The organism is Paenibacillus terrisolis (assembly GCF_056171975.1).
Window position 1 is genome coordinate 132,515 of sequence record NZ_JBKFGG010000015.1, and the last position, 16,376, is coordinate 148,890.

A 16,376-nucleotide genomic window follows, 5' to 3' on the forward strand; every position below is an offset into this window, starting at 1 on the left:
CCCCCTAAACATGATAATTATAGTGTTTCCCTCCATGTGGCGGCGTTTTTGACCGCACCGCCGAAGAAGAAGGTGAGGGCACTGGATTTTTCGCGACTTCCTTATTCTCAGAAATGAGATTGTCGCTTGATTTCTCCGGTTCCTTTCTCAATTCACGCTGGATATCCGCCCCACGACCAGGATTGGGGTTCTTCAAATCTGAAGTAACCGTTTTATCAAAGAATGGATTTTTCGTGCTATAGTTATTGTTTACTTTATTAAATCCAACTCCAGTGTGATTTCTAAATGGTTGCTCCATTGAAGTAAAGTCAGATGTTCGTTGCATTGGCTTTTCTTCATAGTAAGGGCTCGATGATTCTATCATCATTTCAGCTTCATTCCCCCTACCAGCAATTACTTGATCAGCATTTTTACGAATCCCCGAGTATGCTTTATTCCCCAGCCACATTCCTCCTTGTCCTGCCTTCTGGATTGTTTTACCCCCGAAACCTCCGATTGCTCCACCGATAATAGCGCCCTCTGCGGGTTTCCCGGCCATAAGCCCGATGGAAGTTCCTAGCGCAGCTCCAACACCCTTGGCTCCTTGATTCAAAGCAAAGCTTGCTACATTCTTGCTGGCCTTGGATGCCCTACTTCTCCAATTTGACTTTGACAAAGACGTAGCGCCTGAAGACGAACTGATAGCAGGCGTTGTCCCCCGCATAGATGCGGTATCACCAACCGTACCGTCCGCCGATTCAGCCGCGCCTCCGTTCTCCCCTCCAGATTGGTCTTTAGCTAGGTTTGCTTTTCCGCCGTTAGATTTTTTCCCAGAGAACATTCTCCCCATTGCTAGTATCGTACCGAATCCCAAAGCTCTGCCCATTTTGGAATCCGGCTGCTCTGTCCCGAGGAGCCGTTGAACAAGATTCTGGATGGAAGAAAAACCAAATAAGTATGCCACGATCACCCAATTAGATACGCCATCATTGCTAAAATAGAGCAACAAAAAAAATAGCCCTAACGCCAGAGCGTGGGCGCAAGGCAATATCATATTGGCGATAAATTGATCCCACCATGTTTGCAGAGCATTGCGATAACGAGGAAACAAGGTCAGCATACAACATGCAACAAAAGTAGCTAGCAGTACCATCAGGTTAATCGATCGCATGGTATAGTCGTAGTTTAATTTTGCCGTCATGAATGCTGCTAACAGCACCAAGACAGCAACCACAAATCCGCGATAGCTGACCATATCATCATATCCAGATTCTCCAGTACCCCAAATCGTATTTAGGAACAAACCAGGATTCAGTCCATGATCAACCATAGTCGCCCAGATTAAATCTGTAACCCAACCGACTATCGTAGCAACAAACTTCCACAGGTACACGCCGAAACGAATAGATAATAGCCCAACAACAAAGGCTGTGGCATAATCTTTGGCTTTCGTTCTCCCCTCCCCGGTGTATCCATGCCAAAGTAGCAAAAAAGCCATCAACAGAAGTGCGATGATAACAGGATATGGTATAAAGTGTTCAAATGCAGTATAAATCGCATCTACCGCATTCATCATTCCTTCTGAGAAGACACCAAGATATAAACTAGAGCGAAGGCCTTCGGTACTTCCTCCTTGAAGAAAACCATCGCTTGTTGGATCAGGATTTTTCCCGAATACCAGCAAGGTTACATCCTTCATTCCAAAAGCCTTGATTAGAAAATTGGCTGCTCCGATAAGGACATCAGAAAGTGTTCTTTCAAGTAAGCCAGGCTTATTATCATCATCCGAATAATACTCATCAACTTGCTTGCTGATCACTCCCTTGTCATCGGCCGCCATGGTCGGTGTAGCAAAGACAAAGCTATGAACAAATATAAGAGCCAAGCAAAAAATGATTGTGATGCGGCGCAATCTAACTCCCCTCCTTCTCAGCTCGTTCCCTAATCCTTTCCTTGATGTAGCGTTTCCGTTCTGCATATAGGGGGTCATTAGGATCTGAGGTGAACAGCATCTCTTCAAAAGGAGCGGCGTCTACGTGGACAATGGCAGACTGGTTGTCTACTTTGACGAGCATATCTCCCTTACGCGCTTGATAGACCAGGAAATCCGCTTCTCCTTCGGTCAACGCCAGTTTTCCTCTGACCGCATCAATATCTAAAGACTCCTGAATGCCAATGATTTTAATCGGGCTATTCTTAATAGCAGCCATGCCTGCCTGTGAACGAGTAAATACCTCCAAGCCTTGCGTAACAGGTACGATCCCTGTATTCGTAGCACGCCCTTCACGAAACACACTCTCTGCCCAAACCGCTCCAAAGTCTTCATCCAAGAAAATATTTTGACATTCTTCAATGATAAGGAGCTTCTTTATTTCTGGATGTTTTTTCGCCCATCTTTCCATCATCCACCGTTCTGTAACAAACAGACCGATGGGCCTCATGATTTCTGGATCAAGGCGGTTAATGGCAAATCCAAAAATAGGAGCATTCTTAGGCTCAACGGTGGACTGTCCATCAAAGATGGCATACGAACTCATTTCTCCTTTTCGAGTAAATGGCTGCAACAATTCACTAGCCTTTCTGATCGCTTCACTTTTGTGGGTGCTCATCTTCTCCCAAAGTCCAATTAGCTCCGGCATTACTTTTCTAACCCTGCCGGTTCTAAAAACGCCATCCTGTACAACTTGACCCGAAGTATATAAGCTGTCAGGATCTGTATTAATTCCGCATTCTGTATATTGCTGCCTGATAGCACGACCGACATACACTTTGACTTCTCCAGTTAAAATAGAACGATCATAAACAGAGATCATCTTAAATGCTAATGCTTGCACCGAATTAGCTGCTTCTTCAATATCAACAAACCTTGTTCCATCTGCTAACTCCGTAATATCAACATCATAAGGATTAATTCGATGTTTCGAATGTTCATGAAGCTCAATAAATGGACACCCCAAAGCACGAAGGAAGTCGCCGTATTCCCCTTTCCAATCAATAATTCCAATCTGTCTGCCTATATGTGATGAGCGATGCGTAATGAGCATCGTAACAAAGGTCTTCCCAGCACCTGAACGACCAATAACACACATATTGTAATTCGCTAGTTCTGGATGCCAATTATCAAGCCATACTGGTCGCCCCATTCGGTCTTTGCCAATCACGATTCCGCTACGATGGTTAAGACCGCCGCCACCAAACGGAAATAGGTCGGCCACATTGGAGCTTTCGAGTGACAAAAAGTGTTCTTTGGATATGGATACCTCCGGGGCTGCCGGCATTATGGATTGCAGCGCTGCAAGTTGTTGTCCATCGGCTGAACGAAGATAAATAGACTTCCCCGCAAAACGCTGTACAAGCGAACGGCACAACTTCATAAGCTCCTTCCATTCAGGAGCGCTCACGATAACTTGAATGGAAACCCGGAAACTTCGTTCGACATTCAGACGAATCCGTTTTTGTCGCTCTTTCAGATCGGCGATTTCATCCCGCATGGCGTCAATTTTTCGGACATCCTTTTCATCAGCTAAGTCGGATAAAAGCCCGGCAATTCGCCTACCGATTTCATCCAATTCCTTATCGTTGGAAGAAGGATGAATATGGATCGCCAAATCCACATCTCCTTTACCATAGTCGCCTCTGACCAAAGAATCCAACATGCCCGCCCAGGTATTACCGGATGAAATTTCAGCGTAAAAACTGCGAAAGTACCTGGCTGGCGTAATCGTAGTCCCAATTTCTACAGCGAAATCATCGACCGCAACTTGGTTTGCGCTTATGTCTTTGGGGATCGTTTCTCGTATAAAGGAAGGGGCCGAAAAATCAGCTCCACTCGCTTTTCCGACATCAAGAAGGGGCTGCCCTTCTTCGGACAACCCCTTGCCAGTTCTTCTTTTCCATTTGAATATCAATTTTTCACCTTCTCAACTGATTTTCCCGCTAATCAACTTGGATTTCATCCAAAGTCAAGGAGTGTTTCACCCTTTTGAAGCTATCTGCCCGAATAGCATCAATCATCCGAGCTTGCGGGGCTAATTCGCGCTGTAATGTCTGGTAGGTGTAATTCCAAACCCCTGCTTTATCTAGTCGCTGATAGCGCATCCCTATTTGCTCACAGAAGCCATACAAGGTACTCTCCGCTTCCTCCAAAATTTGTAATGCCAGATCGGATCGTTCTTCCTCCGATAGATTGTTCTTTTTGGGTGCGGCTTTATCTAGCAGGGCATTTAATTTTTCTGCTCCAGCTTGAACACCTGTTTCTGCAACCATCGGATTATATTCAAAGATGACGTAACCGTGATAATTCCTGATCGTACCCTGATCCAGATTTTCCACCAAATACTCCCGAACTGTCTCTCCTGATTTCTTCAGGTCAGGATACTCGTCCGGGAGTTCTTGAACAGATTGCCCATACGCATCCGTGTAGTCCTTCATTTCAAACAGTTGGGATTGTGTGATTAAGGTATACGGCAACGATAACGTATTTATCAATCCCGAAAAATTGATCCAAACTGTTTTATTTTCTTCCTCTGATGCATTGTCCAGATTAATCGGCTCGACTTCAATCACCAAACGGTATTGATTTGCATTTTGAGAAAGCCCCTCCCATGCTACCTTAGAAGTCTTACTCCCTATCAGCCCCTGAACTGTCATCGGCTCATCTTTCCGATGCCGGAAAAAAAGAAATATAGCGCAAACCAAAGCAATGATGAGTATAAAAATCATCTCACGCCCCTCCTTTCTTATACAGGAACTTTCTCTGACGAAACCGCAGGCGTAACATCAAATAGTAATATTTCCATACCGGGAGGTTAGTCCCGGTATGTTTGAAATAGCAGAGATACATGCAAATCAGGAAGGGAATCGCGTAGTGCAATCTTGAATAAAACCAGTCCGTTCCTATGCGCGGTACTACTTTAGACATCTGAACGGACAGGTATCCTCCTACTCCCCACCAAACTGTCTGACTGAAGCTAAGACCAATGCCAAGCAGCGTTATGAACTTCTCTTTGATCTTGCTTTTGTACGGTATCGGATGATATTGTCCCCACATCACTTTCCCTCACAATTTCGACAAGTCTATACCCAAGAATTTAAATACCGCACCGAGTATATCTTCTGTCCAGAATGACAAAATCAGAAAGAGTACGAAAAACAAAATACGTCCCTTCGTTTCCCGCAATGTATCTGGTGAAAAACCTGCTCTCAGATAAGAAATCGCAAGCCATAGACCAAAGATAACGGTAAGAGTAACAAAAATACGCCTTGCCATATCCACACCGTTTGTCGTGGATTCATCGACTTTCTTTTCCAATTCAGTAGTTTCGCTTCCTTGGCTACCTTGTATTCTGTCTTTAATGCTCTCCGCATGTGCGACGTATTGAGCGGAACCGACACTAAGCATAAGGACTATGCATGCCGTCAAAATAACGAAAACCTGCTTAATTCTCCTGAATAACATCGATGTTCCTCCTTCAGTTTGATGTTGGCTTTTTACAAGCTCCAACCCGCTTGTCTTTCCGAAACTCGCTTACCGACCATGCGATACCATACTTTCTACTGATCCAACCTGCGAACATGGAATGACCTCCCTTCATATGTTCTCGATAAAAGCAAAAAAGCTCCCGCAGCAATGTGCAGGAGCTCCAAAATTAATGGATCAAGTTATATAAAAAAAGTTGTAGCCGCCTAATACCATCCAAGCCCCCCAAACTGCCACTGCTACTGTTTCTACAAACACTGGAGGGACGCCAAATAAGGGAATTCCCATCTTCCAAGGGAGGGGCCACAAAAAGGCGATACGTCCTGTAAAGATATCCAAGATTAGGTGCGAAACATAACCAATACAGAAAGCTAATCCCATGCTCGGAATAAACAGCTGGAATAGAAACCAAATTCCCGCTCCAAATAGCAGGCTATGAGTCAAAGTTCGTTTACCTGGAACCTTCTCCAAGATACTTGGCAGCACAGGAATAAATCTGCCAAGCAAACTGTTCGGGCGGTCTATATCAGCCAATAAGGCAGAAACGGCTACAACGGCAAGATGGGCTGGGGAATGGATGCCCAGCACTACAGCAGCGGTGATTCCACCCGCCAAATGGGAAGCCCCGTTCATACCACAGCTCCTTCATAAATAATATGCAAAAATGCTTCCGTCAATTTTGGATCAAATGCCTTTTCAGCTTGTTCCTTGATATAATCCAGCACCTTCCCAAGCGGCCATGCTGCCTTATAGGGTCTCTCAGAGCATAAGGCGTCAAACACATCACAGATCGCTACGATCCGGCCATACAGCGGGATCTCTTCGCCCATTAAACCATATGGATAGCCATGACCATCCCAGCGTTCATGATGCGATGCAACTATGGCCTTAGCCGCCTCCATCTCCTCGCCTGTATGAACAGAGAGTATGGATAGCCCATACTCCACATGCCGCTGCATTAATCTGCGTTCTTCCTCATTAAATTTTTCTGCTGACTCTAATAAGGACGCTGGAATAGCTATTTTTCCGATATCATGATACAAGGCCCCCTGACCGATAAGTCTGACCTCATGATCACTCAGTCCCATATGTCGAGCTAAGGACATTGAAAGCTCACTCACCCGCTTGGCATGTTCACGATCCAGCATATTAAGCACATTTTCCAAAATCAATTCTTCTCCTCCTTAAGCAACTGCTTTAATTCATCTTCAAACCACTTGGCGGCCTCGCTTCCGGTATCCAGCATCTTTTGTACAGATGCCAATAACCGCTGAGCCTTCTTATGTTCCTGATCTGCATCTTGCTTAACAAGCTGATCCGCCCCTTCTTGCTTCAAAATGGCATTTCGCAAATCTCTGGTGCTCATAGACTCATCGCCAGCTTTCACTAACATGACAGCCGGTTCATTTGAATGACTGGCTACACGATGGTGATACCAACTTAATGCCGGATGCCTAGACTCCTGCGTAGGAAACGTCCGGTAGACATGTACCAATTCCCGAATTTGCGCCGGGCTAATCCCTATTTGAGAAGACAGAAACTTTTGCTTGGCTCCGGCAACCAACATTGCATCCAGCAACTGCCCTTTAACGAACCTTGTTTCTTGCTCCTGTTCGTCAATCTGAATATAGGCCTGCAACAGTTCCTCCACTTTGGGCTGAGGATCTGGCTGGGCTACAGGAGGCTGGTACGGCAGCTTTAGAACATCAGTTATAACCTCCGGCGTTACGCCCTCTCGCTTGGCTACAATGGCAATCAGCTCATTGCGATCCAGATTTCCATCATGAAAAAGGCGGTGATGCCACCCACACAAATGAATGAGATTTTCCCGAATGTCCTCGCCACCAGCCCCACGTGTGCGGATATGGTGAGGCTCACCTTCTGCTGGATGATTACAGCGTTCGCCAGTTAGAGGATCAACATATTCACATGCGTGTCCCGATTCTTCACGAATGCTTTGAATGTTTTCTCTGCTCCGAACTCGTTCTGGTTTCATTAATGTCTCCATATTCCCTCCATACAGCTAAGCCTCAAAAGAAGAGCGGCGAAGCTCGATAGCTTGAAGCGCTACAAGATACAATTCCTCGTCCCAAGTGTACAGCCCCTCTGACAAATCTAATTCTCTCCCGTTCCACAAATTCAGACCCAACTCAACCAATCTTCTGGTTTGTCCGGTAAGCGGAGCTGTATCTCCTGTTGTTTTCCCGCGATCCCTCCGCTCGATAAAATCATCTGGATCATCCAAATAATCAAAGTACCAATCGAATGGACCATGTTTTTGCTCAGCTAGAGAGAAACATTTGAAGATTTCAGGATATGCCCCAATATAACAAGCAGAGCAATAATCCTTTGCTTTTTTAACAGCAGGGAACTTCGCTGTCATATGCTGAAAATTGATTTGGTGTTGTTCATTAGCCAAATACATATCACTTCCCCTTCCCCCTAAAAATGAAAGATCGTCTTGATCTTACATATCCATCAGTTGATAGGTGCCACAATCAACTTCAATGCAGTGCGTTCTTTACCATCAATCACCACATCCACGAAAGCAGGGGTGCAAGCCAAATTGACCCCTTGTGGTGATACATATCCCCTGGCAACAGCCACTGCTTTCAAGGCCTGATTTACGGCCCCTGCACCAATTGCTTGCAGCTCCACCTTTCCCTCACCCTCACGAACGCAACCTGCTACAGCTCCTGCCAATGCATTGACTTGAGACTTTGAAGACACCTTTAATACTTTTTCAGACATATAAAATTCCTCCATGAGCTTAATTTTGAGGGTTACCTCACCCTTTAAAAACAAAAAGCCTCTGACCTGACTTTGCAGGGCAGAGGCTATCTTGGTATTGCATTGTATTTTCGTACTGTCTTCAGCACATATATTCACTCATTATCGCATATTCCTGTATCAAAAATGATGCCCAAAGGAGTGGGAAATCCATGAGTATAGCAGAATGGCCACCACGGAACTATTGTAATTTTCATATAAACAATGCATTAGATAAAACGCTTAGAATTTACTGGGGCGGCGATATATGGGGAGGATTTCAAATTCAAGATATAGCACCTAATACTCATAGTTCAATAAGCTCAAGAAATGTCAGGAGACAAGGAGCAGATCTTGTTTTCCGCTTGAATATCAAAAGAGTACGTGCAGATCTTACAGAACACGAAATAGGAATAACCTCATTCAGTTTTTCTGTACCTCCCGTTTGGAACTGTCCCGAAACGACAATTATTCTATCAGGAGAAGCTGAATCTCTCAGCTTTTTTGCATTTAAGATAACGTATTTTTATGGTTGGCCCACCCAAATCTTTTCACACAAATTAACAAGTGTTTACCTTGGTGATTGGATATGCGACGAGGATTGTCCTCCAAGGTAGATGTTTACTGTACAATTTGTTTCGTTTCTGCATTAAGGTAGCTCAATATGGGCTGGAGATACTAGGGATGGTCAGCTCCCGTTTCTTCTTTATCCATCGTGTCTGCCTTCGCTCCGGTTCCATTCCACTAAACCTCTGCCCTTCCTTTAATCTCTCTCAGCCCATGAGCCAAACGTGTCACCGATACAAAAGGTGTTTGGAAACAAGCTCAAGTAGCAGGATTAGCAACCATAAAATCACTTTCGTAAGCTTCCTTTCTAAACGCCCAACACACACGCGCATGCGCATAGCTGTAGACAAATCTAGGCTACAACTGCAGTCGTATATATAAAGAGTAAGAAAAACCTCCACACCCAAAATGTCCAAAAACCTTGATATATCAATATTTCCTAGCATTTTGGGGTGTTAAAATTCTTTAACACAGGTGTTAAGAAATCTTAACACCCCCCTTCGACACTTCCCCCTTTCATTGAAAAGCGCTAAAAAATTACTTGGTCGCTTTGCGAATCTCCAAATACTGCTTACGGCCAATCAGCTTACCGTATTTGGCATTGGGTAACCGAACTGCTTTGATAGGAAGTTTGATCCCCTTCCTCTCCAAAATGTTGAAGTGAACCATCAAATCGACAATACCCGCATCCAATTTGGATTTATCCCCGCAGCAAATAATCTCTGGATTCATAAAAAAGGGGCGCTGTGTCACTGTGCGACCATATAATTTCAATTCAATCGCATTTACAAATTCATACAAAATTCCTTTGTGAAGCAAGGCATCAATAATTAAACTGGCATTTGTACGACTAATCCCCAACTTTTTGGCAATGTCAGACACACTAAAAAACTGACCCGTTTTCCGGTCAGTGAGCGCATTCGTATTTGTTTGCAGATAAGGGGCCAATTTAAATACAAAGGAATTCTCTGCCCCGGTTAAGTATTTCTTCTCATTCAGATACTCAATATTTTCCGATATATTTTGTGAAAACGGGGTGCGGTTATGTTCCCTCTTTTTGACAAGCATGAATCCTTGTTCATTTGCTTTCGTCTCTTCCGTATTAACTACATCTAAGTTGACTTCTAATCGACGTTTAGCTTGAAGCTCTGCCCGATCCAGCGTCCTCTTCAATTTCACTGCTTTATCTGTCACAGAATTTCCACTCCGATGTGCTCTCCTTTTAGCAAAACCACTCCCCATTACAGTCCATTCGTTGCAGTCGCATGAATATGTGGGATGGGACTCATTTCTTTCATATATTGCATTATTCGATCTCTCAGCCCTGTATTGCGCTGTACCATCTTGTTATTATTTATGGCCATACTCAGCGCCTTACGGGTTCCAATCATGGCACAGACTCTCTCCGCTCTCGTTAGCCCTGTATAAATCAGATTCCTCGCCAGCATAACATAATGAGTAGTCGAAACAGGTATAATGACGACTGGAGCCTGTCCGCCTTGGGCCTTATGGATAGTTATCGCATAGGCCAAGAGAAGATCCCTGAGCTCTTGTTTTCTGTAGAGAATAGTTTTTCCTCGAAAATCACAAGCCAGCCCTAATTCATCTGTTAGTTCACCATCTTCATTTTTCAAAAAGGTGGTTCCGATAACCGTTCCAATATCACCATTCAGAACTTGTTTGCTGTAGTCATTGCGGACTTGAATAACCTTATCTCCTTGACGATAAGTCTTGTCTCCTACAACCAGTTCCACCTTGTCTTGAGAAGCAGGGTTCACTGCATCTTGTAGCCGCCGGTTGAGTTCATCTGTGCCAATTACTCCTTTCTTCATTGGGCTGAGTACCATGATGTCCTCAAGAGAATAACCTTTTTCCAAAAAGCGCAGCACACTAAGCACAACAAGATGAGCAATTCGTTCCGGCTCAGGTTGTTCAATAAAGAAGAAATCATCCTTACTCTTGTCAATGACGATCTGCTCTCCATGATTAATGCGATGAGCGTTCATGATAATCTGGCTTTCTTGAGCTTGACGAAATATTTCCGTCAAGCGGATATTCGGAATACCCGCTGCCATCATGTCATTCAACACATTCCCTGGACCAACGGAAGGGAGTTGATCACTATCTCCAATAAGCACTACTTTCGTATTTGGCCCAACGGCTTGAAATAAGTGATAGGCCAGCTGTAAGTCCTTCATGGACACTTCATCCGTAAATATGAGGTCAAATGGCAGCGGCAAATTATCACCATACTCTGGTTCCTGCCCCGGACGAAATCCAAGCATCATATGAATTGTCGAGGAATCCATCCCCGTCAACTCCCCTAGCTTACGAGCTGCACGACCTGTCGGCGCACATAACCCTATCGCTGCGTCAGGATAGTGCCTGCGGTAAATGTCGATCATGGCCTTAACAACCGTTGTTTTTCCTGTACCTGGATTGCCTGTTACAATGACCAGTTGTTGCCTGAACAGCTCTCGTATGGCTTCACGCTGCTTTTCAGCCAACAAAATCCCCTGTTTCATTTGATATTGTTTGATTGCAATATCTAAAGAGGGCATAGCTCCGCCACTCCGGTTTGCCATGCAAGCCAGCTTGTGTGCAAGTTTATTTTCATATATGAATAGATGCTTCGGATAAATCTTATCCTCTTCCCAAATCACTTGTTCGTGAGCTGACATTAACTGGACCTCGGTTAAAATGTCCTGCTCTGGAACACCCTTCAAAAGCTCCATCGTCCGATCTATTAGATCACGTTCAGACATAAAACAATGGCCGCCGCCGTAGCATGTTTCATTTAATATATATTGCAACGCAGCATTCAATCGGTATGGTGAATCAATAGTGATACCGATGGCCATTGCAATTTCATCTGCCTTTAGAAAGCCGATTAAACGGATTTCAGTAAGCCGGTATGGATTACGTCGCACAATATCTACACACTCCGCGCCCCACTGCTTATACATTTTGGTTACGGTATCCGCAGTGATGCCATACGGAAGTAAGGTCATCATAATCTGCTTAATTTCAAAATTGCTTTTAATGCTTTCAACAATCTGTAAGGCATTTTTCGTACCAATCCCTTTAATCCCTACGAGGCAGTCAGCACCTTCAGACATAATTCGTTCGAGCGCTTGATCTCCAAAATGCTGCACGATCAACTCTGCTCTTTTCTTCCCGCAGCCCTTTACAAATTTAGAACCGAGAAACGAAACAATCTGATCTTTGGTTTTAGGCAAAGGACGCTCCCAATTCTCTACTGAAAATTGCTGGCCATATTTGGCATGAGTTCCCCATTTTCCATGAACTGCAATTCGCTCACCTTTGTTTAAACCAAAGAGATTTCCTTTTATAGCAAAGGGTTCACCGCCGTTATCCGGCTGCCATCGTGCTATGCCAAAGTTATTCTCCTCGCTTAAACTACCATTACGTGGGTGAATAAAATAAACGACATGACCTGTACTGGTTTCTAATATTGGAGCTTCCATCAGCTTGCCCCTAGCTGCTGACGTAAATAGTCAAATAACCGGGTAGCCATTGTATGCGGGGATGATTTGCTTTGGAACTCTGTTCGCATTATAATCTTTTCCAATAACGTTTTAGGAAAGTTAATAATTTCTTTGCTGTTCCGCAGAAAGACTTTAACCTTCTCAGCCATAGTGTCCTTAGTTGCTACATGCTGTATATCACTAAGTTCCGCAGCCATTACTCCAACCGGTTCCTCATACACCTTTTCAACCAATTCGTTCATCTGCTGTTCAGCCACTTCTAATGCCTGCCGCGCTTGTATCCGTTCTTCTAAAGTTCTGGCTTTATTGATTTGATCCAAAGCACTTTTCATAGTACTTTCAATTTTATTGACTTGAGCGGCTTCTACGAATACTTCTTCAATGGGAACTGCAATCTCTACTTGCTGCTCCTCTGGTTCAAGCCCAAGCATTTTTTGAAACTCGGCTGCCCCAATAATCTGACCTGAACCGGTGAACTGTTTTAAAACTCCTGGGATACTTTTGATAAGGTGCCACACATCAGCGGGAAGATGAGCTGAACAATTGTTTTCATCAACAGAATAGTTCATTTCGATGAAAATGTAGCCCGGCATAATAGCTCGTTTTATTTCTTTGCCCAGCTTTCCCTGATCAAGCAAACGGCGTGTTGTAGTTGTAAATGTATGTACGGATTTAATCCATTTTGCAGCAGTTTCACTTCTTGAAAATGACCAATCCATCAGCTTCTTAACATTATTTTCTTTACCCGTCATGACTTGAATCGCAAACGCAGCAGCCATTATCTTACCCCCAAATCCGTTTTTATTGTTTATTAGCAATGAATATTCAAAAAATAATGCTACGAAAAAGTAGATAAATTACACAAATATTGTTTATAGACAATGGATTAGGCAAAAAAAACGAACTCTTCAATGTTCAACTTCTGTTCTTTACAAAGTTTATAAATCCCACCGAACAATTTTATGCCACCGGTCTTTTCCTTCTTCAAGACTCTTGTAAGATAGGAATAATCAACCCCTAAAGCATCTGCTAACCCGGGGATGCTAATACCCTTTTCCTCTGAAAAGGCAAGCAACTTATCTACATTTATCTCCAAGTAAATCACCTCGATTATTGTTTTCTAACAATGAAAATATATCATGTCCACAGACAATAATCAAGCAATTATTTTATCTTTTTTAACTGGTTTCATTGCCTACAGACAATTTCTTATGTAAAATAAATCTGAGGTGTTTAAAATGTCGTTTGAAAAAGAAAAATTTGCTCAGCTCCTTACAAAGGCTAAAGGGAATCGCTCAATTAATAAGTATGGAAACGAAACCGGAGTTGATCCCGGCTATATTTCAAGGCTTATGCGTGAATTAGTAAATTCTCCTCCAAGCCCAACCGTAATAAAGAAGCTTGCAGAAAAAAGCCACAACGAAGTCACTTATGAAGATTTAATGACTTCCTCTGGTTATTTAGACGATGGTAAAAATAACACTTTGACAAAAGTTGATACTACAAAGCTTCCTTTGCTCGAACGAATTTTCTTTGATGGTTTTTTAGAAGCATCGAAAGAAGAGAAAGAAGAACTCATTAGATATTGGCACGAGGAAATTATGCAAAAGAAAAAATCCCCACCTACGGAAGACACGAATACTTCATCAGCTTGGGATTTAAAAGATAAATGAATGTTGGTATAATTTAGGCAAAGTCCCTCTGGGGCTTTTCTTTTCACCAAAAAACAGAACATACATTCGCTTTAAACGCGCATTTAAAGGAGGACTTCCATGAATTTGGAACAACACGTCTACGATTTGCTTAATTTTCTAAATATTCATTATCCTCATCAAATTGATGTCGAGGCTATCGCTTATGCATGCAACGCTGAAATTTTTCCAACCCCACTTCGCAGCCACTGCGTTCCCCATCCTACAAAAATAGGCTGGAGCGCTTTATATATTCAGGATGATTTATCCCTACCCGAATGGCGGCAGCTTGTGGCTCATGAATTATGCCATCACGTCCTACATGTAGCATCGCATCTCGAAATTTCAAAATTACATATTCAGCGGCACGAGACTGAGGCAAAGCACTTCGCTGATTATTTACTTGTTCCATTCTTCATGATCCATCCATCTGATTTAACCCACATCAATTATTTTGAACAAGGGGTGGAATGGATCGAAAATCAATTCAAAGTTCCAGTTGATTTGGCAAAAAGAAGATGGATTCAGTGGAATGAGAAAACGGCTGTTATTTCAAAGTAAATACGCAACTTTAGAATGAGGTGATATGGTTATATGGCTGTTCTTAAAGACAAGAATATTAAAGTTAACCCTTGGTACTTTATCATTGATGAAACTATTGATGGTGAGCGTGTTAGATTTAAACGTCGAGGCTTTAAGGGCAAACAGGATGCTAAGGAGGCAATGGATCAATTTATAGAGGATCTAAAAAATATAGCTAAAGAAAAGAAGCAAGCCGAGGAACAGAAAAAGAAGGAAGAAGAAAAGCTAACCTTAGCTCAACATATTGATTTGTGGATCAGAACAAAAAAATACTCAGTAAAACAAAGCACTTATGATATCTATCTGTCCCATATAAATAATCACATTATTCCTTTCTTTGGGGAAAAAGATGTGTCCGCATTAACTGCTGATGATTGTGACGAGTTCTTGTTATATTTAATTAATGAGAAAAAATTGAAACCACGTTCAATAAAAGGCATCTTCAAGGTTTTAAAAACTGCTCTTGAACAAGCTGTTGAAAGAGGACGCCTTAAAAAAAATGTAGCGGCAATGGTTACTTTACCACGAATAGGTAAGAAGGAAATAAGAGTATGGAATTTAGAGCAACTACGAAAATTTGATGAGATATCAAAGAATCATCCATACTATGTTTCATTCCTTTTAGCATATGCTGGTGGCTTTAGACAAGGGGAAGCACTTGGAGTGAATATCGTCGACGTATACACTGATTCAAGAACCATTTCAATTGTCCAAACGCTATCGCACGATGGAAAGAGACTTGAACCAGGTGCTAAAAATGATGGGAGTGTTCGTAACGTCTCGTTCGACAAGAAGACAATGAACGAAATTGAACAACGAATTAAGATCGTTGAGGCAGATAAAAACAGAGCTGGCAAGAACATATACCAAGATTACGGACTACTTTGCTGTACTGCGATCGGAACACCAATAAATCCAAGGAACCAGCTTCGAGCATTTAATGGACTAATTAAAAAAGCCGAACTTCCCAAAATTTCGATCCATGATTTAAGGCATACTCATGCTACCCTTCTTCTTATGCAAGGTGCCCACCCTAAGAAGGTGGCAGAAAGGCTTGGCCATACCGATGTAACCATGACTCTAAACACGTACAGCCACCTATTGCCAAACATGCAGAAAGAGTTGGCTGATGACTTTGGTTCCTTTTTATTTTCTGAATGATTAACCGAATATTCGCCTTTATACAGAAAAGTGCATAAATATAAATGTCGTTTGGTGTCCGATTTGGTGTCTGAATAGAAAAAATTAACCCGAATTAGGGATTCTCACCGAGTAATTAAAAAAAGTATAATCCGTATTACTAAAGGCTTTTTCGGACTATCCCGGGTTAATACGGAAAGCGTCTCTTAATTCGGGAGCAAGAGGTCGCAGGTTCAAATCCTGTCGTCTCGATATCTCAAAATGCCGAAAACCCTTGATACATAAGGGTTTTTTCTTTTATCTTTTTTAGAGGAATTCCAAGCTGATTTGATATTTACCTAATGTGGTGCCGAATTGGTGCCCTTTATCTCACTAAAGTGTCTCATGCCCCCTTTAACCACCGTTTGAACACTTCTTTATCAATGAGAAACAGTCTCCCCGACCTTACCACATGGAACTGCCCTGACTTTACCAATGAATATGCTTGATCTTGCCTGCTTTGTCCCTTCACATCGGCCCATATACATCCCTTGCACCGTTCCGGCTGCTTTGATTCGGATCGTAACCGCTGGAGCTTAATCCGTTTCCCGGCCATGTCTCCGCTCATCCCGGTTTCTTGGCGAATTAGCCCTGCCATAGGTAACCCTGATCAGCCATTTG

General features: G+C 42.9%; 17 protein-coding genes. 4 read left to right on the top strand and 13 right to left on the bottom strand.

Annotated elements, in window-relative coordinates:
• Nucleotides 1–4: 4 nt before the first annotated feature.
• From ACI48K_RS14120 to ACI48K_RS14160, 9 genes are all read right to left on the bottom strand, one after another.
• Complete coding sequence (locus ACI48K_RS14120; RefSeq protein WP_475028240.1) at nucleotides 5–1,891, bottom strand: hypothetical protein; 1,887 nt, start codon at nucleotides 1,889–1,891, stop codon at nucleotides 5–7.
• Nucleotide 1,892: 1 nt separating this feature from the next.
• Nucleotides 1,893–3,887 carry a VirB4 family type IV secretion system protein gene (locus tag ACI48K_RS14125; RefSeq protein WP_475028241.1) on the bottom strand — a complete coding sequence of 665 codons (1,995 nt, stop codon included), beginning with the start codon at nucleotides 3,885–3,887 and terminating at the stop codon, nucleotides 1,893–1,895.
• 28 nt (nucleotides 3,888–3,915) lie between these two features.
• Nucleotides 3,916–4,701: a hypothetical protein gene (locus ACI48K_RS14130; protein ID WP_475028242.1), complete on the bottom strand. Its 786-nt coding sequence runs from the start codon at nucleotides 4,699–4,701 to the stop codon at nucleotides 3,916–3,918.
• A gap of 337 nt (nucleotides 4,702–5,038) precedes the next feature.
• Nucleotides 5,039–5,437: a hypothetical protein gene (locus ACI48K_RS14135; RefSeq protein WP_475028243.1), complete on the bottom strand. Its 399-nt coding sequence runs from the start codon at nucleotides 5,435–5,437 to the stop codon at nucleotides 5,039–5,041.
• A gap of 198 nt (nucleotides 5,438–5,635) precedes the next feature.
• Nucleotides 5,636–6,091, bottom strand: a complete 456-nt coding sequence (locus ACI48K_RS14140) for a metal-dependent hydrolase (protein ID WP_475028244.1) — start codon at nucleotides 6,089–6,091, stop codon at nucleotides 5,636–5,638.
• Nucleotides 6,088–6,630 (bottom strand): HD-GYP domain-containing protein, encoded by a 543-nt coding sequence (locus tag ACI48K_RS14145; RefSeq protein ID WP_475028245.1) that lies wholly within the window; start codon nucleotides 6,628–6,630, stop codon nucleotides 6,088–6,090. Before ACI48K_RS14145 ends, ACI48K_RS14140 begins: the two co-directional genes overlap by 4 nt.
• Nucleotides 6,627–7,466, bottom strand: a complete 840-nt coding sequence (locus ACI48K_RS14150) for an HNH endonuclease (RefSeq protein ID WP_475028246.1) — start codon at nucleotides 7,464–7,466, stop codon at nucleotides 6,627–6,629. The genes ACI48K_RS14145 and ACI48K_RS14150 overlap by 4 nt, the downstream gene beginning before the upstream one ends.
• Nucleotides 7,467–7,481: 15 nt before the next feature.
• Nucleotides 7,482–7,883 carry a hypothetical protein gene (locus tag ACI48K_RS14155; RefSeq protein WP_475028247.1) on the bottom strand — a complete coding sequence of 134 codons (402 nt, stop codon included), beginning with the start codon at nucleotides 7,881–7,883 and terminating at the stop codon, nucleotides 7,482–7,484.
• A 53-nt stretch (nucleotides 7,884–7,936) separates the two neighbouring features.
• Entirely contained in the window at nucleotides 7,937–8,209 is a 273-nt protein-coding gene (locus ACI48K_RS14160) for a stage V sporulation protein S (protein WP_475028248.1), read from the bottom strand.
• Nucleotides 8,210–8,400: 191 nt separating this feature from the next.
• Between ACI48K_RS14160 and ACI48K_RS14165 the strand changes: the two genes are divergently transcribed.
• Entirely contained in the window at nucleotides 8,401–8,844 is a 444-nt protein-coding gene (locus ACI48K_RS14165) for a hypothetical protein (RefSeq protein WP_475028249.1), read from the top strand.
• Nucleotides 8,845–9,331: 487 nt separating this feature from the next.
• On the opposite strand, the gene ACI48K_RS14170 is transcribed toward ACI48K_RS14165, so the two are convergent.
• From ACI48K_RS14170 to ACI48K_RS14185, 4 genes are all read right to left on the bottom strand, one after another.
• Nucleotides 9,332–9,988 (bottom strand): hypothetical protein, encoded by a 657-nt coding sequence (locus ACI48K_RS14170; RefSeq protein WP_475028250.1) that lies wholly within the window; start codon nucleotides 9,986–9,988, stop codon nucleotides 9,332–9,334.
• A gap of 47 nt (nucleotides 9,989–10,035) precedes the next feature.
• The gene (gene recD2 / locus ACI48K_RS14175; RefSeq protein WP_475028251.1) at nucleotides 10,036–12,282 is read right to left on the bottom strand and encodes an SF1B family DNA helicase RecD2; all 2,247 of its coding nucleotides are present in this window, start codon (nucleotides 12,280–12,282) and stop codon (nucleotides 10,036–10,038) included.
• Nucleotides 12,282–13,082 carry a transcription termination/antitermination NusG family protein gene (locus ACI48K_RS14180; RefSeq protein ID WP_475028252.1) on the bottom strand — a complete coding sequence of 267 codons (801 nt, stop codon included), beginning with the start codon at nucleotides 13,080–13,082 and terminating at the stop codon, nucleotides 12,282–12,284. The genes recD2 and ACI48K_RS14180 overlap by 1 nt, the downstream gene beginning before the upstream one ends.
• 107 nt (nucleotides 13,083–13,189) lie before the next feature.
• On the bottom strand, nucleotides 13,190–13,399 hold the full coding sequence (locus ACI48K_RS14185) for a hypothetical protein (RefSeq protein WP_475028253.1): 210 nt from the start codon (nucleotides 13,397–13,399) through the stop codon (nucleotides 13,190–13,192).
• Nucleotides 13,400–13,541: 142 nt separating this feature from the next.
• On the opposite strand from ACI48K_RS14185, the gene ACI48K_RS14190 reads away from it, so the two are divergent.
• From ACI48K_RS14190 to ACI48K_RS14200, 3 genes are all read left to right on the top strand, one after another.
• Nucleotides 13,542–13,976 carry a hypothetical protein gene (locus ACI48K_RS14190; RefSeq protein WP_475028254.1) on the top strand — a complete coding sequence of 145 codons (435 nt, stop codon included), beginning with the start codon at nucleotides 13,542–13,544 and terminating at the stop codon, nucleotides 13,974–13,976.
• Nucleotides 13,977–14,075: 99 nt separating this feature from the next.
• Nucleotides 14,076–14,555, top strand: coding sequence for an ImmA/IrrE family metallo-endopeptidase (locus ACI48K_RS14195; protein ID WP_475028255.1), 480 nt, complete (start codon nucleotides 14,076–14,078; stop codon nucleotides 14,553–14,555).
• A 33-nt stretch (nucleotides 14,556–14,588) separates the two neighbouring features.
• Nucleotides 14,589–15,737, top strand: coding sequence for a site-specific integrase (locus ACI48K_RS14200; RefSeq protein WP_475028256.1), 1,149 nt, complete (start codon nucleotides 14,589–14,591; stop codon nucleotides 15,735–15,737).
• Nucleotides 15,738–16,376: the final 639 nt, after the last annotated feature.

Coding starts and splice junctions, on each gene's coding strand:
- ACI48K_RS14130 (WP_475028242.1), bottom strand. CDS start 4,701: ATGATTTTTATACTCATCATTGCTTTGGTTTGCGCTATATTTCTTTTT.
- ACI48K_RS14135 (WP_475028243.1), bottom strand. CDS start 5,437: ATGTTATTCAGGAGAATTAAGCAGGTTTTCGTTATTTTGACGGCATGC.
- ACI48K_RS14140 (WP_475028244.1), bottom strand. CDS start 6,091: ATGAACGGGGCTTCCCATTTGGCGGGTGGAATCACCGCTGCTGTAGTG.
- ACI48K_RS14150 (WP_475028246.1), bottom strand. CDS start 7,466: ATGGAGACATTAATGAAACCAGAACGAGTTCGGAGCAGAGAAAACATT.
- ACI48K_RS14155 (WP_475028247.1), bottom strand. CDS start 7,883: ATGTATTTGGCTAATGAACAACACCAAATCAATTTTCAGCATATGACA.
- ACI48K_RS14160 (WP_475028248.1), bottom strand. CDS start 8,209: ATGTCTGAAAAAGTATTAAAGGTGTCTTCAAAGTCTCAAGTCAATGCA.
- ACI48K_RS14165 (WP_475028249.1), top strand. CDS start 8,401: ATGAGTATAGCAGAATGGCCACCACGGAACTATTGTAATTTTCATATA.
- recD2 (WP_475028251.1), bottom strand. CDS start 12,282: ATGGAAGCTCCAATATTAGAAACCAGTACAGGTCATGTCGTTTATTTT.
- ACI48K_RS14180 (WP_475028252.1), bottom strand. CDS start 13,082: ATGGCTGCTGCGTTTGCGATTCAAGTCATGACGGGTAAAGAAAATAAT.
- ACI48K_RS14190 (WP_475028254.1), top strand. CDS start 13,542: ATGTCGTTTGAAAAAGAAAAATTTGCTCAGCTCCTTACAAAGGCTAAA.
- ACI48K_RS14195 (WP_475028255.1), top strand. CDS start 14,076: ATGAATTTGGAACAACACGTCTACGATTTGCTTAATTTTCTAAATATT.
- ACI48K_RS14200 (WP_475028256.1), top strand. CDS start 14,589: ATGGCTGTTCTTAAAGACAAGAATATTAAAGTTAACCCTTGGTACTTT.